Source organism: Mycolicibacterium phocaicum, assembly GCF_010731115.1.
Taxonomy (GTDB): domain Bacteria; phylum Actinomycetota; class Actinomycetes; order Mycobacteriales; family Mycobacteriaceae; genus Mycobacterium; species Mycobacterium phocaicum.
The window spans coordinates 3,525,185-3,540,676 of record NZ_AP022616.1 but is presented as its reverse complement, the minus strand read 5'-3'; the positions used below and the strand labels follow the sequence as shown (position 1 = coordinate 3,540,676).

13 protein-coding genes and 3 pseudogenes are annotated in these 15,492 nt (G+C 68.2%); 5 read left to right on the top strand and 11 right to left on the bottom strand.

The window, feature by feature from the left end:
* Positions 1-132: 132 nt before the first annotated feature.
* Positions 133-932, top strand: a pseudogene (locus G6N46_RS17060) (crotonase/enoyl-CoA hydratase family protein).
* Positions 933-938: 6 nt separating this feature from the next.
* Here the strand turns inward: G6N46_RS17060 and G6N46_RS17055 are convergent.
* The 4 genes and pseudogenes from G6N46_RS17055 to G6N46_RS28690 all read right to left on the bottom strand — a co-directional run.
* Complete coding sequence (locus G6N46_RS17055) at positions 939-1,406, bottom strand: hypothetical protein (RefSeq protein ID WP_138247633.1); 468 nt, start codon at positions 1,404-1,406, stop codon at positions 939-941.
* Between the two features lie 54 nt (positions 1,407-1,460).
* The gene (locus tag G6N46_RS17050; protein WP_138247634.1) at positions 1,461-1,943 is read right to left on the bottom strand and encodes a hypothetical protein; all 483 of its coding nucleotides are present in this window, start codon (positions 1,941-1,943) and stop codon (positions 1,461-1,463) included.
* 101 nt (positions 1,944-2,044) lie between these two features.
* A pseudogene (locus G6N46_RS28695) lies at positions 2,045-2,494 on the bottom strand (acyl-CoA dehydrogenase family protein); the annotation flags it as partial.
* A 552-nt stretch (positions 2,495-3,046) separates the two neighbouring features.
* A pseudogene (locus G6N46_RS28690) lies at positions 3,047-4,165 on the bottom strand (acyl-CoA dehydrogenase family protein); the annotation flags it as partial.
* A gap of 58 nt (positions 4,166-4,223) precedes the next feature.
* Between G6N46_RS28690 and G6N46_RS17040 the strand changes: the two are divergent.
* Entirely contained in the window at positions 4,224-4,751 is a 528-nt protein-coding gene (locus G6N46_RS17040; RefSeq protein ID WP_138247636.1) for a dihydrofolate reductase family protein, read from the top strand.
* Here the strand turns inward: G6N46_RS17040 and G6N46_RS17035 are convergent.
* The gene (locus G6N46_RS17035) at positions 4,748-5,323 is read right to left on the bottom strand and encodes a TetR/AcrR family transcriptional regulator (RefSeq protein ID WP_167526469.1); all 576 of its coding nucleotides are present in this window, start codon (positions 5,321-5,323) and stop codon (positions 4,748-4,750) included. The two genes, G6N46_RS17040 and G6N46_RS17035, sit on opposite strands and share 4 nt — an antisense overlap.
* A 56-nt stretch (positions 5,324-5,379) precedes the next feature.
* Positions 5,380-5,514, bottom strand: coding sequence for a hypothetical protein (locus G6N46_RS28935; RefSeq protein WP_268815718.1), 135 nt, complete (start codon positions 5,512-5,514; stop codon positions 5,380-5,382).
* A 151-nt stretch (positions 5,515-5,665) separates the two neighbouring features.
* Here G6N46_RS28935 and G6N46_RS17030 point away from each other — a divergent pair, with 151 nt between their 5' ends.
* Positions 5,666-6,463 (top strand): crotonase/enoyl-CoA hydratase family protein, encoded by a 798-nt coding sequence (locus G6N46_RS17030; protein WP_138247638.1) that lies wholly within the window; start codon positions 5,666-5,668, stop codon positions 6,461-6,463.
* 441 nt (positions 6,464-6,904) lie between these two features.
* On the opposite strand, the gene G6N46_RS17025 is transcribed toward G6N46_RS17030, so the two are convergent.
* The 3 genes from G6N46_RS17025 to G6N46_RS17015 all read right to left on the bottom strand — a co-directional run bounded on the left by G6N46_RS17025 (position 6,905) and on the right by G6N46_RS17015 (position 9,585).
* Positions 6,905-7,126 (bottom strand): hypothetical protein, encoded by a 222-nt coding sequence (locus G6N46_RS17025; protein ID WP_061006832.1) that lies wholly within the window; start codon positions 7,124-7,126, stop codon positions 6,905-6,907.
* A 172-nt stretch (positions 7,127-7,298) separates the two neighbouring features.
* Positions 7,299-8,771, bottom strand: a complete 1,473-nt coding sequence (locus G6N46_RS17020) for an aldehyde dehydrogenase (protein WP_163692837.1) — start codon at positions 8,769-8,771, stop codon at positions 7,299-7,301.
* Between the two features lie 55 nt (positions 8,772-8,826).
* On the bottom strand, positions 8,827-9,585 hold the full coding sequence (locus tag G6N46_RS17015; protein WP_061006844.1) for a class I SAM-dependent methyltransferase: 759 nt from the start codon (positions 9,583-9,585) through the stop codon (positions 8,827-8,829).
* A 57-nt stretch (positions 9,586-9,642) separates the two neighbouring features.
* On the opposite strand from G6N46_RS17015, the gene G6N46_RS17010 reads away from it, so the two are divergent.
* Entirely contained in the window at positions 9,643-10,830 is a 1,188-nt protein-coding gene (locus G6N46_RS17010) for a glycosyltransferase family 4 protein (protein ID WP_138247639.1), read from the top strand.
* Positions 10,831-11,137: 307 nt separating this feature from the next.
* A complete protein-coding gene (locus G6N46_RS17005; protein ID WP_226520376.1) occupies positions 11,138-12,607 on the top strand; it encodes a sugar transferase in 1,470 nt (489 codons plus the stop codon).
* Here G6N46_RS17005 and G6N46_RS17000 read toward each other — a convergent pair.
* Both G6N46_RS17000 and G6N46_RS16995 read right to left on the bottom strand, forming a co-directional pair.
* Positions 12,564-14,228, bottom strand: coding sequence for an MmpA family trehalose lipid delivery protein (locus G6N46_RS17000; protein ID WP_234880489.1), 1,665 nt, complete (start codon positions 14,226-14,228; stop codon positions 12,564-12,566). The genes G6N46_RS17005 and G6N46_RS17000 overlap by 44 nt on opposite strands.
* A 17-nt stretch (positions 14,229-14,245) precedes the next feature.
* Entirely contained in the window at positions 14,246-15,442 is a 1,197-nt protein-coding gene (locus G6N46_RS16995) for a cell envelope lipid trafficking protein PgfA (protein ID WP_138247642.1), read from the bottom strand.
* Positions 15,443-15,492 lie beyond the last annotated feature (50 nt).

Below are 15,492 nucleotides of genomic sequence, written 5' to 3'. Positions count from 1 at the left end.
CTCCGGGTCGAATTTGGTGATTTCGGGCAGCTTGGCCACGGTTTCTCCTCTGACTGCGGCGAAAACTAGAACGCGTTCTAATTTTCGATTATTCACTGGTTGACCGCCGGACGCCAATCCCCTGTGGCTAGCATCACCGTCGTGACCGAAGAAGCCACCAGCGAAGATGCCGTCCTCCTCGAACAGCGCGACCGCATACTGATCATCACCATCAATCGGCCCCAAGCCAAGAACGCTGTCAACTCAGCGGTCAGCAACGGCTTGGCAGCAACGGCTTGGCCGCTGCCGCGGACCGCCTCGACGAGGACCCCGGGCTGTCGGTCGGCGTGCTGACCGGCGCGGGCGGCTCGTTCTGTGCCGGCATGGATCTCAAGGCCTTCGCCAAGGGCGAGAACATCATCTCGAGCCGCGGCTTCGGCCTGACCCAGCGTCCGCCGGCCAAGCCGCTGATCGCGGCCGTCGAGGGTTACGCGCTGGCGGGCGGCACCGAGCTGGCGCTGTCGGCAGACCTCATCGTCGCCTCCAACGCGTCGGCGTTCGGTATCCCCGAGGTCAAGCGCGGTCTGGTCGCCGGTGGTGGCGGGTTGCTGCGGCTGCCGCAGCGCATCCCCTACGCCATCGCCATGGAACTCGCGCTCACGGGCGACAACCTGACCGCGACGCGGGCCCATGAGCTGGGTCTGGTCAACGAGCTGACCGAGCCCGGCGGCGCACTGGATGCCGCTCTCGCGCTGGCTGAGCGCATCACGGCCAACGGCCCGCTGGCCGTGGCCGCGACGAAGCGCATCATCGTCGAGTCGCCCGACTGGTCCGACGCGGAGAAGTGGGAGAAGCAGGGCGCCATCCTGGGCCCGATCTTCATGTCGAAGGACGCGCGTGAGGGCGCGGTCGCCTTCGCCGAGAAGCGCGCGCCGCAGTGGACCGGTAGCTGACCTTCGCTACTTGGGTTTCTTCTCCGGCTGCTGCACCGGGCACTGCTGCTCAACCCAGTTGTTGAGCGTGCGGCTGAACTGGCTGCGGTCGGGATCGCTGCTGTGCAGGCCGTTGGTCTTGACGAAGTGCGTCACGGCGGCCTGCACATCGGCCGGCGGGTGGAATCCGTTGATGGTGTCCCCGGCCGCCTTCGCGTCGTCGGGGGACGCCCCGGACATCAGGTTCACCACCGCGCCGGTGAGCTGTAGGCACGTGCCGCCGTCGAGCTGACGGCTGGTCGGGGACGGCGGCGCGCCGGCGTCGGGCGTGCTCGGGGCGGCCGACGAACTCTGCGCCGGAGCGCTCGACGTCGAGGTGGTGGGCTGTGCCGGCGGCTTGTCACCCGAACATCCGGCCAGCAGCAGAGCGGCGGCCAGCACCGCGGCCTGACGGCCATCGAGTCGCCGCGACGTCATGTTCTCCCGGTAGCGCATGTGTTTGTTCTACCGGGGAGATCGTTCGTGTCGGCCGCTGGGGTCGAACAAATGTCAGACCGAGGCGACGAAGTCGCTGCTGTAGAACTCGGCCGGGCTCTGCGAATGCGCTTGGGGCAGATCAACCGCGACCCAGACGCCGCTGATGCCGGGGGCGACGGAAAGCTGGACGGTGGAGCTGCCGTTGCCGAAGCCGTCGGTGCTCAGTGCGCCGGTGGCGATGCTCGGGTCACCTGGCAGGCAGCCCAGCGAGGCATGCGGGGCCGGGATCACCCGAACCGTGTACTGCGCGTTGCGCGCACCGTCGAGCATCTCGATGTGGGCGGTGGCGGTCCGGCCGTCGGAGGTGATCTCGGCGGTCGGCACCGCCGGGAACCGGAACTTCATGTAGTTGATGGGCTGCCGGTCGCAGGTGTACGTCCGCGACATCAGGGTCTGGCGGGACGTGCCGGCGGCCTCGGCGGGCGCGGCGACCAGAGTCGCGACAGGCAGGGCGGACACGGCCAGCGCAGCCAGGGCGCCGCTGAATTTCGACATGTGTCGAGTTTTTACCGGGACCGCCGGTAGCGCTATGGCCGCCGTCACAAGCGGACGGAGTCCACTTTCGGCGCGGATAATGACTTAGGTCACAACACGTTTCAGACGCGGCCCACCGTCACATACCACGGGTTCGTCGTCGCGGTGAGCGTCGCGAGTCGGCGGGCATGCCAGCTGGTGCCGCCGAATTCGTCGGCCCAACTGCGTGCCCGCATGGTCGCGCGCCACAGCGGATGTTCCGCGGTGGTGCCGATGGCGCCGTGCAACTGATGGGCGATGGTCGTCACCGGAGCGACGGCGCGGCCCACCGCGACCTTGGCCACGGTTGTTGCGTAGCCGGTGCGGGCGTCGGCGAAGCCATACTGAGCGGCCGCGGTGACGGCCAGAGTGGTTGCGGCCCTGGCGCGTTCGATCTCTCCGAGCATGGTGGCCAGGGAGTGCTGCACGGCCTGGAAGGCGCCGAGCGGGCGGCCGAACTGCACCCGCGTCTCGGTGTGTGCGATGGTCAGTTCGGCGGCGGCATCGAATGCGCCGACGATCTGTACACACCGGCACCAGGCGCCGCGGATGGTCAGCTCGTCGGCGACGGCAAGCGGAAGTTGGACGACATCGGTTGCTGCCATGTCGAATTCGACGGTGGCCCGAGGTTCGCCCGCGAGGTTGTGCCCATTGTCGGTGAGCATCGGTGGGTTCACCAGGCCGACGTACAGGGCGTCCGGCGCGCGCTTGGTCACCAACACCGGTCCGCACTGCGGCCAGGTGGCGATCTGCTCGACCGCCACCGTCAGTGGTCCGGACTCCGGTACCACCAGGCCGGCCTCGGTGGCCAGCCATGTTGCCAGCACATCGGTTTCGGCGATCGGCACCGCGGCGGCATGACGCGCCAGGGTGCCCAGCACGACGGCCGCGGCGGCGGGTCCGGCCTCGGCGTCACTGCTGAGCCGCGTCAGTCCCGAAGTCTCGGCGGTGCGCCACAGGGCGTCGTCGAACGTCAGTGGCAGTGTCCGGGCGGGCGCGGCCGTCCGGCCGATCTGCTCGGCCAGTTCCCGCAATTCGGCGTACTCGTCCGAATGCTGTTCGGCTGCAGCCTGTTTGGTCCAGTTCTTGGCGACGATGCCGCGCAGTACCTCGTTGGTGCCGCCGCGCAGTGTGAACAGCGGTGCGTGCACGCGGGCGGTGTCCAGCATCGCCTGCAGTCGCGGACGGTCGGGGCCGTCGTACCGGTCCAGCAGCTCCGCGGCGATCTCGACGGAATCCTGTTCGAAACGGGTGCCGAGGTCCTTCACCAGTGCGGCGGACACCGCGGCGTCCCGGCCGGCGGTCAGCGCCCGGGCGACCGAGATGGACAGCTGGCGCAGCGAGATCATCCGCGCCATCAGTTCACCGACGTCGGCGCGCGGGTCGTCCCGCAGGGCGTCGACGAGTGCGAAAAGCAGCGTGGCCGTGGACAGGAAGCGCTCCGGACCGCTGCGCTCGAAACCCAGTTCGGACGTCACCTGATGCCAGCCGGCGCCGACGGTGCCGAGCAGATCGGCATCGGTCAGCGCGACGTCGTCGAACAGCACCTCGTTGAAGTGGTGCTCGCCGTTCATCTGGACGATCGGCTCGATGGTGACGCCCGGGGCATCGGTCGGCACGATGAACTGGCTGAACCCTGCGTGCCGATGTTTCGGGTCCAGCGGGCTGGTGCGGGCGAGCACCACGATCTGGTGTGCCAGGTGCGCGCCGCTGGTCCATACCTTGCTGCCACTCAGCAGCCAGCCGGTGTCGGTGCGCGTGGCCTTGGTCGTGACGGCGGCCAGATCGGAACCCGCCTCGTGCTCACTCATGCCGATGGCGGAATACAGAGTGCCGGCAGCGATTCGGGGCAGGAGACGGCGGCGCTGGTCCTCGCTGCCGTAGGTGAGAAGGGCGGGCGCCACCTGCCGGTCGGCGATCCAGTGGGCGGCCACGGGGGCGCCGTGGGCCAGGAGTTCCTCGGTGACGACGTAGCGGTGCATGTGGCTGCGTCCGTGGCCGCCGTACTCGACGGGGATGGTCAGCCCGACGAAGCCGGCCGCCGCCAGCCGCATGCTGAAGTCGGCGTCCCACTTCGACAGCCAGCAGTCGACGCCGGGTTGCCAGCCGAACTGCGCCGCGTCCTCGGCCAGGAACCGGCGCAGGTCGTCGCGTAGTTTGGCCAGGTCACCGTCGTCGGCGCGAAGTGCGTCGAAATCGTCCATCGGGCAACACTAATCGTGGCTTCCCGGGTTGTCGGTGGGTCCCGGCATACTCGGTGCGATGGCGACCATTTACTACACCGCATCGAGCTTGGACGGCTTCATCGTCGATTCCACCGGCAGTCTGGACTGGCTGCTCTCGCGCGACATCGACGTCGACGGCCCGTTCGGCTACAAGGCGTTCGAGAAGTCGGTCGGTGCCCTGGTCATGGGCTCGACGACATACCGCTGGGTCGTCGAGCACGAGCCGGGTGACTGGCCATATCCCCAACCGACGTGGGTGCTCACCTCCCGGTCGGACGTCGTCGTCGATGGCCATCCTGTGCAGGCGGTGAGCGGTGATGTGGCGCAATTGCTTCCGACCCTGGTTGAGGCGGCGGGCGAACGTGACGTCTGGATCGTCGGGGGCGGTGACGTCGCGGCGCAGTTCGTGACGGCCGGTCTGGTCGACGAACTGGTGGTGTCGTACGCGCCATGCTCGTTGGGTGAAGGCGCACCCGTGCTGCCGGTGCGCTCGGAGTGGAAGCTATTGGAATCCGCGGTGAACGGGGACTTCGTGTGCGCGCGGTGGGCTCGCGCGGAAGGCTAACCGCCGGCGGTCGGCAGGCCGTTGTTCTTGACGAAAGCCTTTGCCTTGATGAGGAATTCGAGTTGCGTGGCGACGTCGTGCAGCGGTTCGACGCTCTGCGACGAGCGGCTCAGGACCACGGCGCCCTCGAGCGCGGCCAGGCAGGTGACCGCCAGCGCTGACGAGTCGCTGTCGCTGAAGCCTTCGGCAGTGAAGGCGTGTCCGAGCGCGGTGCGCCACCGATCGAAGATCTCGGCGGCGATGGGGGTCAGGGTCGGCGCTTCGTCACCCGACCCGACGGCAGCCGCGACCACCGGGCACCCGGCGGTGAAGTCACTGTCGGCGAGGATGCGATCCCAGAAGGTGACGAATCCGCGGACGAGGGCGATGCCGCCGTACGCGGCGGACGCGTCGATATGCGCGGCGATCGCATCACCGGCGAACTGCAGCGCCTCGATCAGCAGCTGGCTGCGGCCCTCGGGAAAGTGGTGGTAGACCGAGCCGCGTGGGGCGCCGCTGCGGACCAGCACCTCGTCGATGGTCACGCCTGCCGCGCCGCGCTCGCGCAGCACAGCGGCGGCGCTGCGCACCATGCGTTCCCGCGTCGCGCCCCGCTTGTTGACCGTCTTGGCGACGGGCTCAGCTGACGTCAATGCGTGACCCGGTTCCGCAGTCGCGTCATCCGGTCCTGCATGCCCCGCGCAGCTTCACGCAGCCGCTCGTTGGCACCCAGGACGGTATGCGTGAAGCGACGGCCCTTCACGTTGACCTCGACCACCCACATGGCGCCTCCTTGATATGGAACTCAGCATAAAACGCCGACCACACCAGGCCAAAGAATGTATTCCAGGTCACTATTGGGTGGCTACAGCGGCCAAATGCCATCAAAAATATGGTCTCTTGCATAATTTGGGAATCGAGAGTTCACTGCTGACATGACGACCGAACCCGTATTGCAGACCGTCACCCTCAAACGGGACGGACGTGTTCTGGTGATGGGACTCGATCGGCCCGACAAGCGCAACGCGTTCGACCGCACGATGCTGGCTGACCTCTCCCGGGCATACGGGCTGTTGGAGCGCGACGAGAGCCTGCGCGCCGGCGTGCTCCTCGCTCATGGCGAACACTTCACCGCAGGGCTGGACCTGCTGGATGTCGCCCCGTTGATCGCCGCCGGCGAGAGTCCCTTTCCCGCTGACGGCCGCGATCCGTGGCGACTCGACGGGCCGTGGACCAAGCCCGTCGTCGCGGCGGTCCAGGGTCGATGCCTGACGCTCGGCATCGAACTGCTGCTCGCCGCCGATATCCGGGTTGCCGCCGCCGACGCCCGCTTCGCCCAGATCGAGGTGCTGCGCGGCATCTATCCGTTCGGCGGCGCCAGCGTGCGGCTGCCGCGCGATGCGGGATGGGGCAACGCCATGCGCTGGCTGCTCACGGGCGACGAGTTCGACGCCACCGAGGCGCACCGCATCGGCCTGGTGCAGGAGGTGGTCGAGGATGCTGCGGCCGCGCACGCGCGAGCCATCGAGATCGCGCACACCATCGCCGACCGCGCGGCTCCGCTGGGTGTGCGCGCGACGCTGGCCTCGGCGCAGCTGGCCCGCAGTTCCGGCGAGGCCGCGGCGTTCGAGCGACTGCAACCCGAAGTGGCTCGGTTGTTCACAACTCAGGACGCCGCCGAGGGCGTGCAGTCCTTCGTCGAGCGTCGCCCCGCTCAGTTCCAGGGGGCGTAGCCACGGTCCAACTCGAAGGCCGGCCTCGCGACTGAGAAATGGCGTTGACTGCGAACCTACGCACCTGCCCACGCGTACTTTTGCGACCTCAGTTCGCACTCAACTCCCGCGATCCGGCCGGTTGCTGCTGGCTCGGCGCGAAAACCTCCCGACAAGTACGTCGCGTCAATCACCCTGCGCATTTAGCCGCCGTGATTGAACCCAGGGACCATTTACGGGCTTGAGCCGTCCCTGAATGCAGAAACCGTCGGCAGATCCCGACCGCGATTGCACCCAGGTACTTTCCGCTAGCATCCGCTAAACCGAGCCGAGGCTGACACAGCGCTCAGCCGGACTCGGCGCGTGGCCCTCAGCATTACTGACGAACTCCCGCTCGGGGGAACGCAAAACTGCCCCTTCTCCGAGGAAAAGGGGCAGTTTTGCGTCAGTTCGCAGAGAAAACTAGCCGGCGTTCTCCAGCGCGACGAGCGCGGCAGCGACGGCGAAGTACTTGCTGGAACCGAGCTGACGCACGGTCTTGATGTTGAACGCCGCGGCGAGGTGCTCGGCGTCGGCGTCGCTGACCCCGGCCAGCGCGGCGGGCGATGCGTCGAGGATTTCCTTGAGGGACTTGCCCTCGTACGCCTTGTCGAGTGCCTTGTCGAGATCTACAGAGACAGCCATACGTTTCCTCCCAGATTGTTTGCCAGACCTTCGGACGGGCGTGACGGTATCAGCGATTGCTGGGGTTCGCCTGGGATAAAAAACCGGTGCTGAAAAAGCCGAATGGCCACCCGGCCGAGTCCCCCGAGGGGCGAAGGACAAAGCGCGGGTGGCCATCCGGACGAAGGTGGTATTACTCCGGGGTGTAGCCGAATGGCATCAGGACGCTCTTGGCCTGGCAGTAGGCCTCGATGCCCTCGGGGCCGTTCTCGCGGCCGATGCCGGAGTTCTTGTAGCCGCCGAACGGCGCACCCGGGTCGAACGCGTACATGTTGACCGCGTAGGTGCCGGTGCGAATCTGCGAGGCGATCTTCATGGCCCGCGGGATGTCGGTGGTGTAGACGCTGCCGGCCAGGCCGTAGTCCGAGTCGTTGGCGATCCGGATGGCGTCTTCTTCGCTGTCGAAGGGGATGATCGCCAACACCGGGCCGAAGATCTCCTCCTGGGCGATGGTCATCGAGTTGTCGACATCGGCGAACACCGTCGGCTGCACGAACCAACCGGAATCGAGGCCGTCGGGACGGCCACCGCCGGTGGCGATGCGGGCGCCTTCTTCGACACCCTTCTTGATGTAGCTCTCGACGCGCTCGCGCTGCTTCTCGCTGATCAGCGGACCGATCATGGCGGCCGGATTATCGGGGAGGCCGACCTGCATGGCGGCCGCGCCGGCGGCCACCTTCTCGACGACCTCGTCGTACCGCGACCGCGGGGCCAGGATGCGGGTCTGGCCGACGCAGGCCTGGCCGGTGTTCATCAGGCCCGAGAACAGCAGCATCGGAAGGGTGGAGTCCAGGTCGGCGTCCTCGAGGATGATCGCCGCGGACTTGCCGCCGAGTTCCAGGGTGCAGGGCTTGAGGCGCTCAGCGGCGACCTTGCCGATCTCCTTGCCGACAGCCGAGCTGCCGGTGAAGGTGAACTTGTCGATCTCGGGGTTGGCGGTCAGCGCGCGGCCGGTCTCGGGGCCACCCGGCACGATCGACAGCACGCCCTCGGGCAGGCCGGCGTCGGCGAAGGCCTGCGCCATCGCGAACACCGACAGCGGCGTCTCGGCTGCGGGCTTGAGCACGACGGTGCAGCCGGCGAGCAGTGCCGGACCCAGCTTGTTGGCGGCCAGGAAGAAGGGGACGTTCCACGCGGCGACGGCGGCGACGACCCCGATGGGCTCGCGGGTCACCAGGGTCTGGCCGTAGATGCCGTCGCGGATGTCGCTCCACTGGAACTTGTCGGCGGCGCCGGCGTAGTAGTTGAACGACGACATGGCGGCGCCGTACTGCATCATGTCGACGATGCTCGGCGGCTGGCCGGTCTCGGCGGCGAGCAGGAACTTCAGCTCATCGGCGCGCTCGGTCATGATGCGCGACGCCTCGGCGATCACCGCGGCGCGCTCGGCCGGCGACATCTTGGGCCACGGGCCCTCGTCGAACGCCTTGCGGGCGGCGGCACAGGCGGCATCCACATCGGCCTTCGAGGCCAGCGGCACCTTGCCGACGAGCTCGCCGGTGGCCGGGGAGTGCACCGCGATGACGTCCGACGTCGCGGGTGCGGTCCACTGACCGCCGATGAACAGCTGATCCCACTCGGTTTTGAAAGCCGTGCTCTGTGTCATGGCCGTCACACTACCGAGTTTTCGGCCAAACGAGAACATGTTCCAATTAGGTCATTCAGCTGGGCCGGAGCACCAACACCAGGTTGCTCGTCAAGAACTCCTGTAACACCGGTACAGAAGTCGCACGCCAGGCCCATTGCGGGTGGTAGCGGGGGAATGCGGCGACCAGCGCCCCCGTGCTGCGCGCCCACTCCAGCCCAGCTGCGGCAGACACCGCGAACAACGACGATCCGTAGTCGTTCTTCGGCCGGCGGCCGTGTTTGCGGGTGTACATCTCGGCGGCCCGCCGGCCGCCGAGGTAGTGCGTCAGCCCCATCTCGTGCCCACCGAAGGGCCCGAGCCACACCGTGTACGACAGGATCACCAGCCCGCCCGGCCGGGTGACCCGCAGCATCTCCCGGCCCATCAGCCACGGTTCGGGGACGTGTTCGGCGACGTTCGACGACAAACAGACATCGACGCTGTCGTCGGCGAACGGCAGCGCCATGCCCGAGGCGCGCACGAAGCTACCGGCGCCATCGGGTTGCGCGGCCGGACCCGCGTGCATCTCGCGAGGGTCGGGCTCGACGCCGATGTATGTCATTCCGGCGCTGGAGAATTCGGTGGCGAAGTAGCCCGGGCCGCCGCCGACGTCGAGCACCGTCATGCCGTCGGGGGCGGTGCCGTTGAGGTCGCGCCACAGACCGTCCACGAGCGCGACGGTGTCGCTGGCGAGGCCGCCGTAGAAGCGGGCCGGGTCGCTCTGCTCGAAACGGAACTCGCCGAGCAGTCGGATCGAGCGCGCGAGGGTGGCCCGCTTACGCGTGGTGACCAGTCGTTTGGCTGCCCGGCGATTCACTCCGCAACCCTACTGACCGGTACCCTTCATTCGATGCCAGACCACCCCCAGCAGCCTGCTGGATCTCCTGACGAGATCCGGTCGGTGCTGCTGCTCTGCTGGCGCGACACCGGCCATCCCCAGGGTGGCGGGAGCGAGACGTATCTGCAGCGCATCGGCGCACAGCTGGCGGAGTCCGGCGTGCGGGTGACGCTGCGGACCGCCCGCTATCGCGGGGCGTCGCGCACCGAGGTCGTCGACGGCATCCGGATCAGCCGCGGCGGTGGCCGGCTGTCGGTCTACATCTGGGCCGGGCTGGCGATGGTGCTGGCCCGCGTCGGGCTGGGCCCGCTGCGCGGCGTCCGGCCGGATGTGGTGATCGATTCGCAGAACGGCATCCCCTTCCTGGCTCGCCTGGCCTACGGCCGGCGCGCGATGGTGCTGGTACATCACTGCCACCGCGACCAGTGGCCGGTAGCTGGGCGCGTGATGAGCAAGTTCGGGTGGTTCGTGGAGTCGCGGCTCTCGCCCCGGCTGCACCGCAACAACCAGTACGTGACGGTGTCGCTGCCGTCGGCCCGGGACCTCGTGGATCTGGGCGTCGACGCTTCGCGGATCGCTGTCGTGCGCAACGGTGTGGACCTCGCGCCCGCGGCGTCCCTGTCGCTGCCCCGGGCGGCGGAGCCGCGCATCGTGGTGCTGTCGCGGTTGGTGCCGCACAAGCAGATCGAGGACGTGCTCGACGCCGTCGCGCTGCTGGCGCCGGTGGTGCCCGGGCTGCGCCTGGACGTCGTCGGCGGTGGTTGGTGGGACGAGCGGTTGGTCGCGCACGCCCGGCGGCTGGGCATCAGCTCGGCGGTGACGTTCCATGGCCACGTCGATGAAGACACTAAACACGAAGTGCTGCAACAGGCTTGGGTGCACGCGCTGCCGTCGCGCAAGGAAGGCTGGGCGCTGGCCGTCATCGAGGCCGCGCAGCACGGCGTGCCGACCATCGGCTACCGCTCCTCGGGCGGCTTGACCGACTCGATCGTCGACGGCGTCACGGGTCTGCTGGTCGACGACCACCGCGGTTTGGTGACGGCGCTCGAGACCCTACTGACCGACGCCGTCCTGCGCGATCAGCTGGGCACCAAGGCGCAGGTGCGGGCCGCCGAATTCTCGTGGCCGCAAAGCGCTTCCGCGATGCGGACCGTTGCCGAGGCCGTCCGCGACGGCAAGTTCGTCAACGGGATCGTCTGAACCGTCTCGCGGCGCCGTCGCCCGACGTCAACGGCAATTCCGGAAATTCTTCGTGACGACGAGCCAAATCTGCCGTTTTGCTGTTGGACATCGCCCTGCCGCATAAACTGACGGCCAAGTCAAATTTAATAGCAATGAGGGCCGCCCTTCGGGTTCCGGCTTTCGGGTGTCCCTCGAATTTTGCGGATCCAGGCAACTGGGTCCGGTGATGCAGTGCGTTCGAACTCCGTTCTCATTCAATGTAATTGGATATTCCGCTCCATCGATGTCCCACCAGGTCTGAGGAGTTGAGCATGTGGAGTTGCCGATGACGCTTTCGACGTTCGGGCTCACCCGGCTTCCGAGTTCACGCACGGTCTGGCAGCCGCATTACGCGCGTCGCGTGCTGATCACCGACGCCGTGGCCATCGTCCTCGCGATGCTGTTCGCGCAATGGGTCCGATTCGGCGGAGCGGGTTACGGCCCTTCGGCCTCCATGCTCTATACCGGGTACTCGCTGGTGCTGGCCTGCCTGTGGCTGGGCGTCCTGAACTTGCATCACGCCCGCTCCGCGTCGATCCTCGGCTGTGGCATCGAGGAGTATCGCCGCGTGGTCGCCGCGTCCTTCTGGACGTTCGGCGTGATCGCGATCGTGGCCCTGCTGGCGCGGCTCGAGATCGCACGCGGTTACCTGGCCTTGGCCTTCCCACTGGGCACCATCGGGCTGCTCATCGGCCGCAAGCTGTGGCGGCGCCGGGTTCGTGCCCGCCGGCATGCGGGCGAATGCCTGACATCTGTTCTCGCCATTGGTGATCGGGACGCCATCGCGGTCCTCGCGACCGAGCTCATGAACGATCCCGGCGACGGTTACGTGGTGGTCGGCGCCGGCATCCCGGGCGACCCGGGCGCGCGCGGTGACGTCATCAGGATCGGGGACCGGGTGATCCCGATCTTCGGCGACGAGAACGACGCCCTCGGCGCGCTCGGCGACCGCTGCGCCGCCGACACCGTGGCGCTGACCGACGCTGAACATTTCGGTGTCGCCGGAATCCAGCGGCTCACCTGGCGGCTCGAGGCGTCCGACGTCGACCTGGTGGTGTCGCCCGGCCTGCTCGACGTGGCGGGCGCGCGGCTGGCGATGCGGCCGGTGGCCGGCATGCCGCTGCTGCACGTGGAGAAGCCGCAGTACCACGGTGCCAAAAGCTTCCTGAAGAAGGCGTTCGACTTCGGATTCGCGCTGGCGGCGCTGATCGGGACGGCGCCGTTGCTCGTGCTCACGGCGATCGCCATCAAGATGACGAGCCGTGGTCCGGTGTTCTACCGGTCGGAACGCATCGGATTGGACGGCGAGCCGTTCACCATGATCAAGTTCCGCAGCATGGTGGTCGACGCGGAGGAGCGGCTCGACGACCTGCTGCCGTCGAACGAGATGGCCGGCGGTGTCATGTTCAAGATGCGCGACGATCCGCGGGTGACACTGGTCGGAAAGGTGTTGCGCCGCTACAGCATCGACGAGCTTCCGCAGTTCATCAACGTGCTCAAGCAGGACATGAGCGTCGTCGGACCCCGGCCGCCGCTGCGCCGGGAGGTCGAGACCTACAACGGCGACATCAGGCGCAAGCTGCTCGTCAAACCGGGCGTGACAGGGCTCTGGCAGATCAGCGGCCGGTCCGACCTAACGTGGGACAAGGCTGTGCGCCTTGACCTTTCGTACGTCGACAACTGGTCGATGCTCACCGACGTCGGGATCATCCTCAAGACGTTGACGGTGGTGGCACGCGGCGACGGGGCGTACTGAGTCCCCGCCACCGCTGAACGGCCATCGCGGCCAGGGCGCCGATCAGCATGCCCAACCACACCACGTGCGCGGCGACCAGCAGCGCCCGACCAGACGCCGCGGTCGTCGTCCCGCCCACGCGGTACAACGCAATGTCGTTGTCCCGGTAGACAATCGGTAGCGATAGCGGGGGAGCTGAGCCCTCCACGACCACCCAGCCAACCCCAGCCGCGGCCAGTTGGTGCACGTCGGCGCCCCGCAACAGCAGGTCCTGCACGCGCCGAGCCCGCACGCCTTCGCCGGGCACGGTCCGTCCGCCGATCACGAGGTCCCCGGTCGCCAGCACGTCGGCGGAAACCCAGCGGGGCAGCGGGTCCAGCACCGCGGCGGGGCCGGCCCAGGGGAACTGCCGGATGACGTCGGGCGGCAGCACCGCAACGGGTTTCGGGTCGGAATTGATCTGTGCCGCAACCGAATACCAGCCGGCTGGGTATTGCACCGACCGCAGCTGGCCGCCGACGCCCCCGGCCAGGTCGGGCAGTGCCGCCAGCACCACCACACAGCAGCCCGCGGCAGCGAAAGCCGTTGGCAGCCAGCGTCGCAGCACCGCCACCGCGGCGGCTCCGGCCAGGGCATAGCCCGGCATCGCCAGGGCCACCCACTTCTGGCCGTCGCGCAGCACACCGGTGCTGGGCACGGTCCGGATCAGCCAGTCGAGGAATGCCGACCCGGGATCGGTCGCCAGCAGCGCGGGCACCACCACGGCGACGACCGCGAGCACCAGCAGCGGCCGCGCCGCGGCCACGGACCACGCCTTCCGCGCGCCACAGGCCACCACGGCCAGCAGCGCGACGGTCCCGACCAGGGCCCACAGCGTCGTGCGGGACGCCGGTATCGCGCCCGCGTTCCAGATGCCACCGAGCCCGGCCAGGCTGCCCAGCGTCCCGAGTCCCGGCTCTGCCCGCGCCGCGAACGCCGGCACACCGGCGCTCGCCACCGGCAGCACCGAGCGGGCGACGACCGTCGCCACCAGCCAGGGCAGCGCGGCTCCGACCGACGCGGCCAACGCCACCCACACGCCGCGCCAGGTCCGCGAACACACCAGCGCCACGACCAGCGCCAGCAGCAGACCCGTCGGCGTCAGCCCGGCCAGCGCCACCCAAAACACCAGGCCCCAGGGATTTGTGCACGTTTTTCCGCGCTCACCGCGAGAAATCGTGCACAAATCACTGGAGAGGGCGACACACGGCAGGCAGCCGTAGCCGACCAGCAGGCTCCAGTGCCCCTGCAACAGGCGCTCGGCGACGTAGGGGTTCCACACCGCGACGGTGACGGCCACCAGCTGTCCGCCGAGACCGGCGTCGAGAACGGCGGCGGCCAGCTTCGCCGCGCCCCAGCCGGCGAACCACAAGCCGAGGATCGTCAGCGCCTTGACCAGCACGCCGCCGTCGACGACGGGCGAGAGGACGGCCAGGAAGAAGTCCTGCGGCAGGGCCCGGGGTGCGGCCTCGGACAGGCCCAGGGCAGCGTCGGACAGGTAGGACCGCGGCGTCGAGACCGCGTCACGCAGCAGCAGATAACCGGGCGCCAGCAGTGGCGCGGTGACAGCGAGCGTCAGCCCCAGCGCGTACAGCGCCGGCAGGGCACGACGAAAAGCGATCAGATCCGGTCCGGTGGCAGGTCGGTCGGCCGCTGGGTGGGCAGCTTCTCGGTCATGGCCTCAGCGGCGGGCATCGGTCCGGAATCGGTGTCGCGCCGGCCGAAGAAGCCATGCCCGGCGGCGTCGAGGCCCGGATCGATCAGCGCGGCCTGCGACCGCAGGCTGTAGCCGGCCAGCAGCACGCCACCGACCAGGAACACCAGTCCCAGACCGCCGAAGGTGATGGGCAGGATGCGGTCCCACAGGGCCAGCTTGTCGCGCTCGTCGTGGGCGGCGGCGACCTGCGACTCGACCGTCTGCTCGTTGGAGGTGACGGTGTAGTCGGCGAACGTCACCTCGGGCTTGAGGGCGTCGCGCGAGTAGTAGTGGAAGCCGCGGTCCTTCTCCTTGACGATGGTGCCGGACACCGGGTCCACCCAGAAGGTGCGCGCAGCCGCGTAGTAGCGCTGCATGGTGATCGGGTCGGTCGGCTCGGCGGACTGCACGCCCCACAGTTCGGCGCGGGCGGTCACGGAACCGTCTTCGTCCTTGTCGTACAGCGACGAATACTTGATGGGCTCGACCAGCTTGCCGTCGGCGTCGAAGCCGACGTTCTGGGTGAACTTGTAGACCGAGAGGCCGTTGACGTCTTCTTCGCCCTCGTAGTTGGCGTCGTACGCCTTCTGCGCGATCGGGTCGAATACCTGGTAGGTCTTCTTCTCCGTGCTGAACGGGAAGCGGTAGCTCAGCCCGGTGTGGGGCAGCGCGATGTTGGTCGGCGGGTTCTGGTCCTCGATGGTGCGCGGCTTCTGCACCGAGCCGGCCGCACCCGTCACCGCGGCGGCGGTGGTGCGGTTGAGCGTCACGGTGTCGACGAGCGCCAGCAGCAGGCCGTTGTCCTGTTGCTTGTCGGTGCGGCGCACGGTGTTACCGACCTGCAGCGTCACCACGTCGGCGTTCGCCGGGTTCTCGACGCTGATCTGGCGCTGCAGCACCAGCGGCACGTTCTTGTTGACGACGAACTTCTCGCCCAGCAGCGACGCGGGGTCCAGCGCGGTCCCGGTGCCGTTGCTGACCAGCGTGGTGTCGATGTCGAGCGGAATCTTGGCGATTTTGCCCGACGTATAAGTAGTCAACAGCAGAGCAGCAATCAGCAGGGCAGCGCCGAGCCCCATCAACACGCATGCCGCGATTCGCAACCCCACAGCGCGGTTCAACCCGTGCTCCTTACTTTGTCTGCCAGCCACACAGCAACCCGACTGACCCT

What these genes read in the sequence shown, in the direction of transcription:
- G6N46_RS17055 (WP_138247633.1), bottom strand. Translation starts at nt 1,406, where the DNA reads ATGCGCTACCGGGAGAACATGACGTCGCGGCGACTCGATGGCCGTCAG.
- G6N46_RS17050 (WP_138247634.1), bottom strand. Translation starts at nt 1,943, where the DNA reads ATGTCGAAATTCAGCGGCGCCCTGGCTGCGCTGGCCGTGTCCGCCCTG.
- G6N46_RS17040 (WP_138247636.1), top strand. Translation starts at nt 4,224, where the DNA reads ATGGCGACCATTTACTACACCGCATCGAGCTTGGACGGCTTCATCGTC.
- G6N46_RS17035 (WP_167526469.1), bottom strand. Translation starts at nt 5,323, where the DNA reads ATGGTGCGCAGCGCCGCCGCTGTGCTGCGCGAGCGCGGCGCGGCAGGC.
- G6N46_RS28935 (WP_268815718.1), bottom strand. Translation starts at nt 5,514, where the DNA reads ATGTGGGTGGTCGAGGTCAACGTGAAGGGCCGTCGCTTCACGCATACC.
- G6N46_RS17030 (WP_138247638.1), top strand. Translation starts at nt 5,666, where the DNA reads ATGACGACCGAACCCGTATTGCAGACCGTCACCCTCAAACGGGACGGA.
- G6N46_RS17025 (WP_061006832.1), bottom strand. Translation starts at nt 7,126, where the DNA reads ATGGCTGTCTCTGTAGATCTCGACAAGGCACTCGACAAGGCGTACGAG.
- G6N46_RS17020 (WP_163692837.1), bottom strand. Translation starts at nt 8,771, where the DNA reads ATGACACAGAGCACGGCTTTCAAAACCGAGTGGGATCAGCTGTTCATC.
- G6N46_RS17010 (WP_138247639.1), top strand. Translation starts at nt 9,643, where the DNA reads ATGCCAGACCACCCCCAGCAGCCTGCTGGATCTCCTGACGAGATCCGG.
- G6N46_RS17005 (WP_226520376.1), top strand. Translation starts at nt 11,138, where the DNA reads ATGACGCTTTCGACGTTCGGGCTCACCCGGCTTCCGAGTTCACGCACG.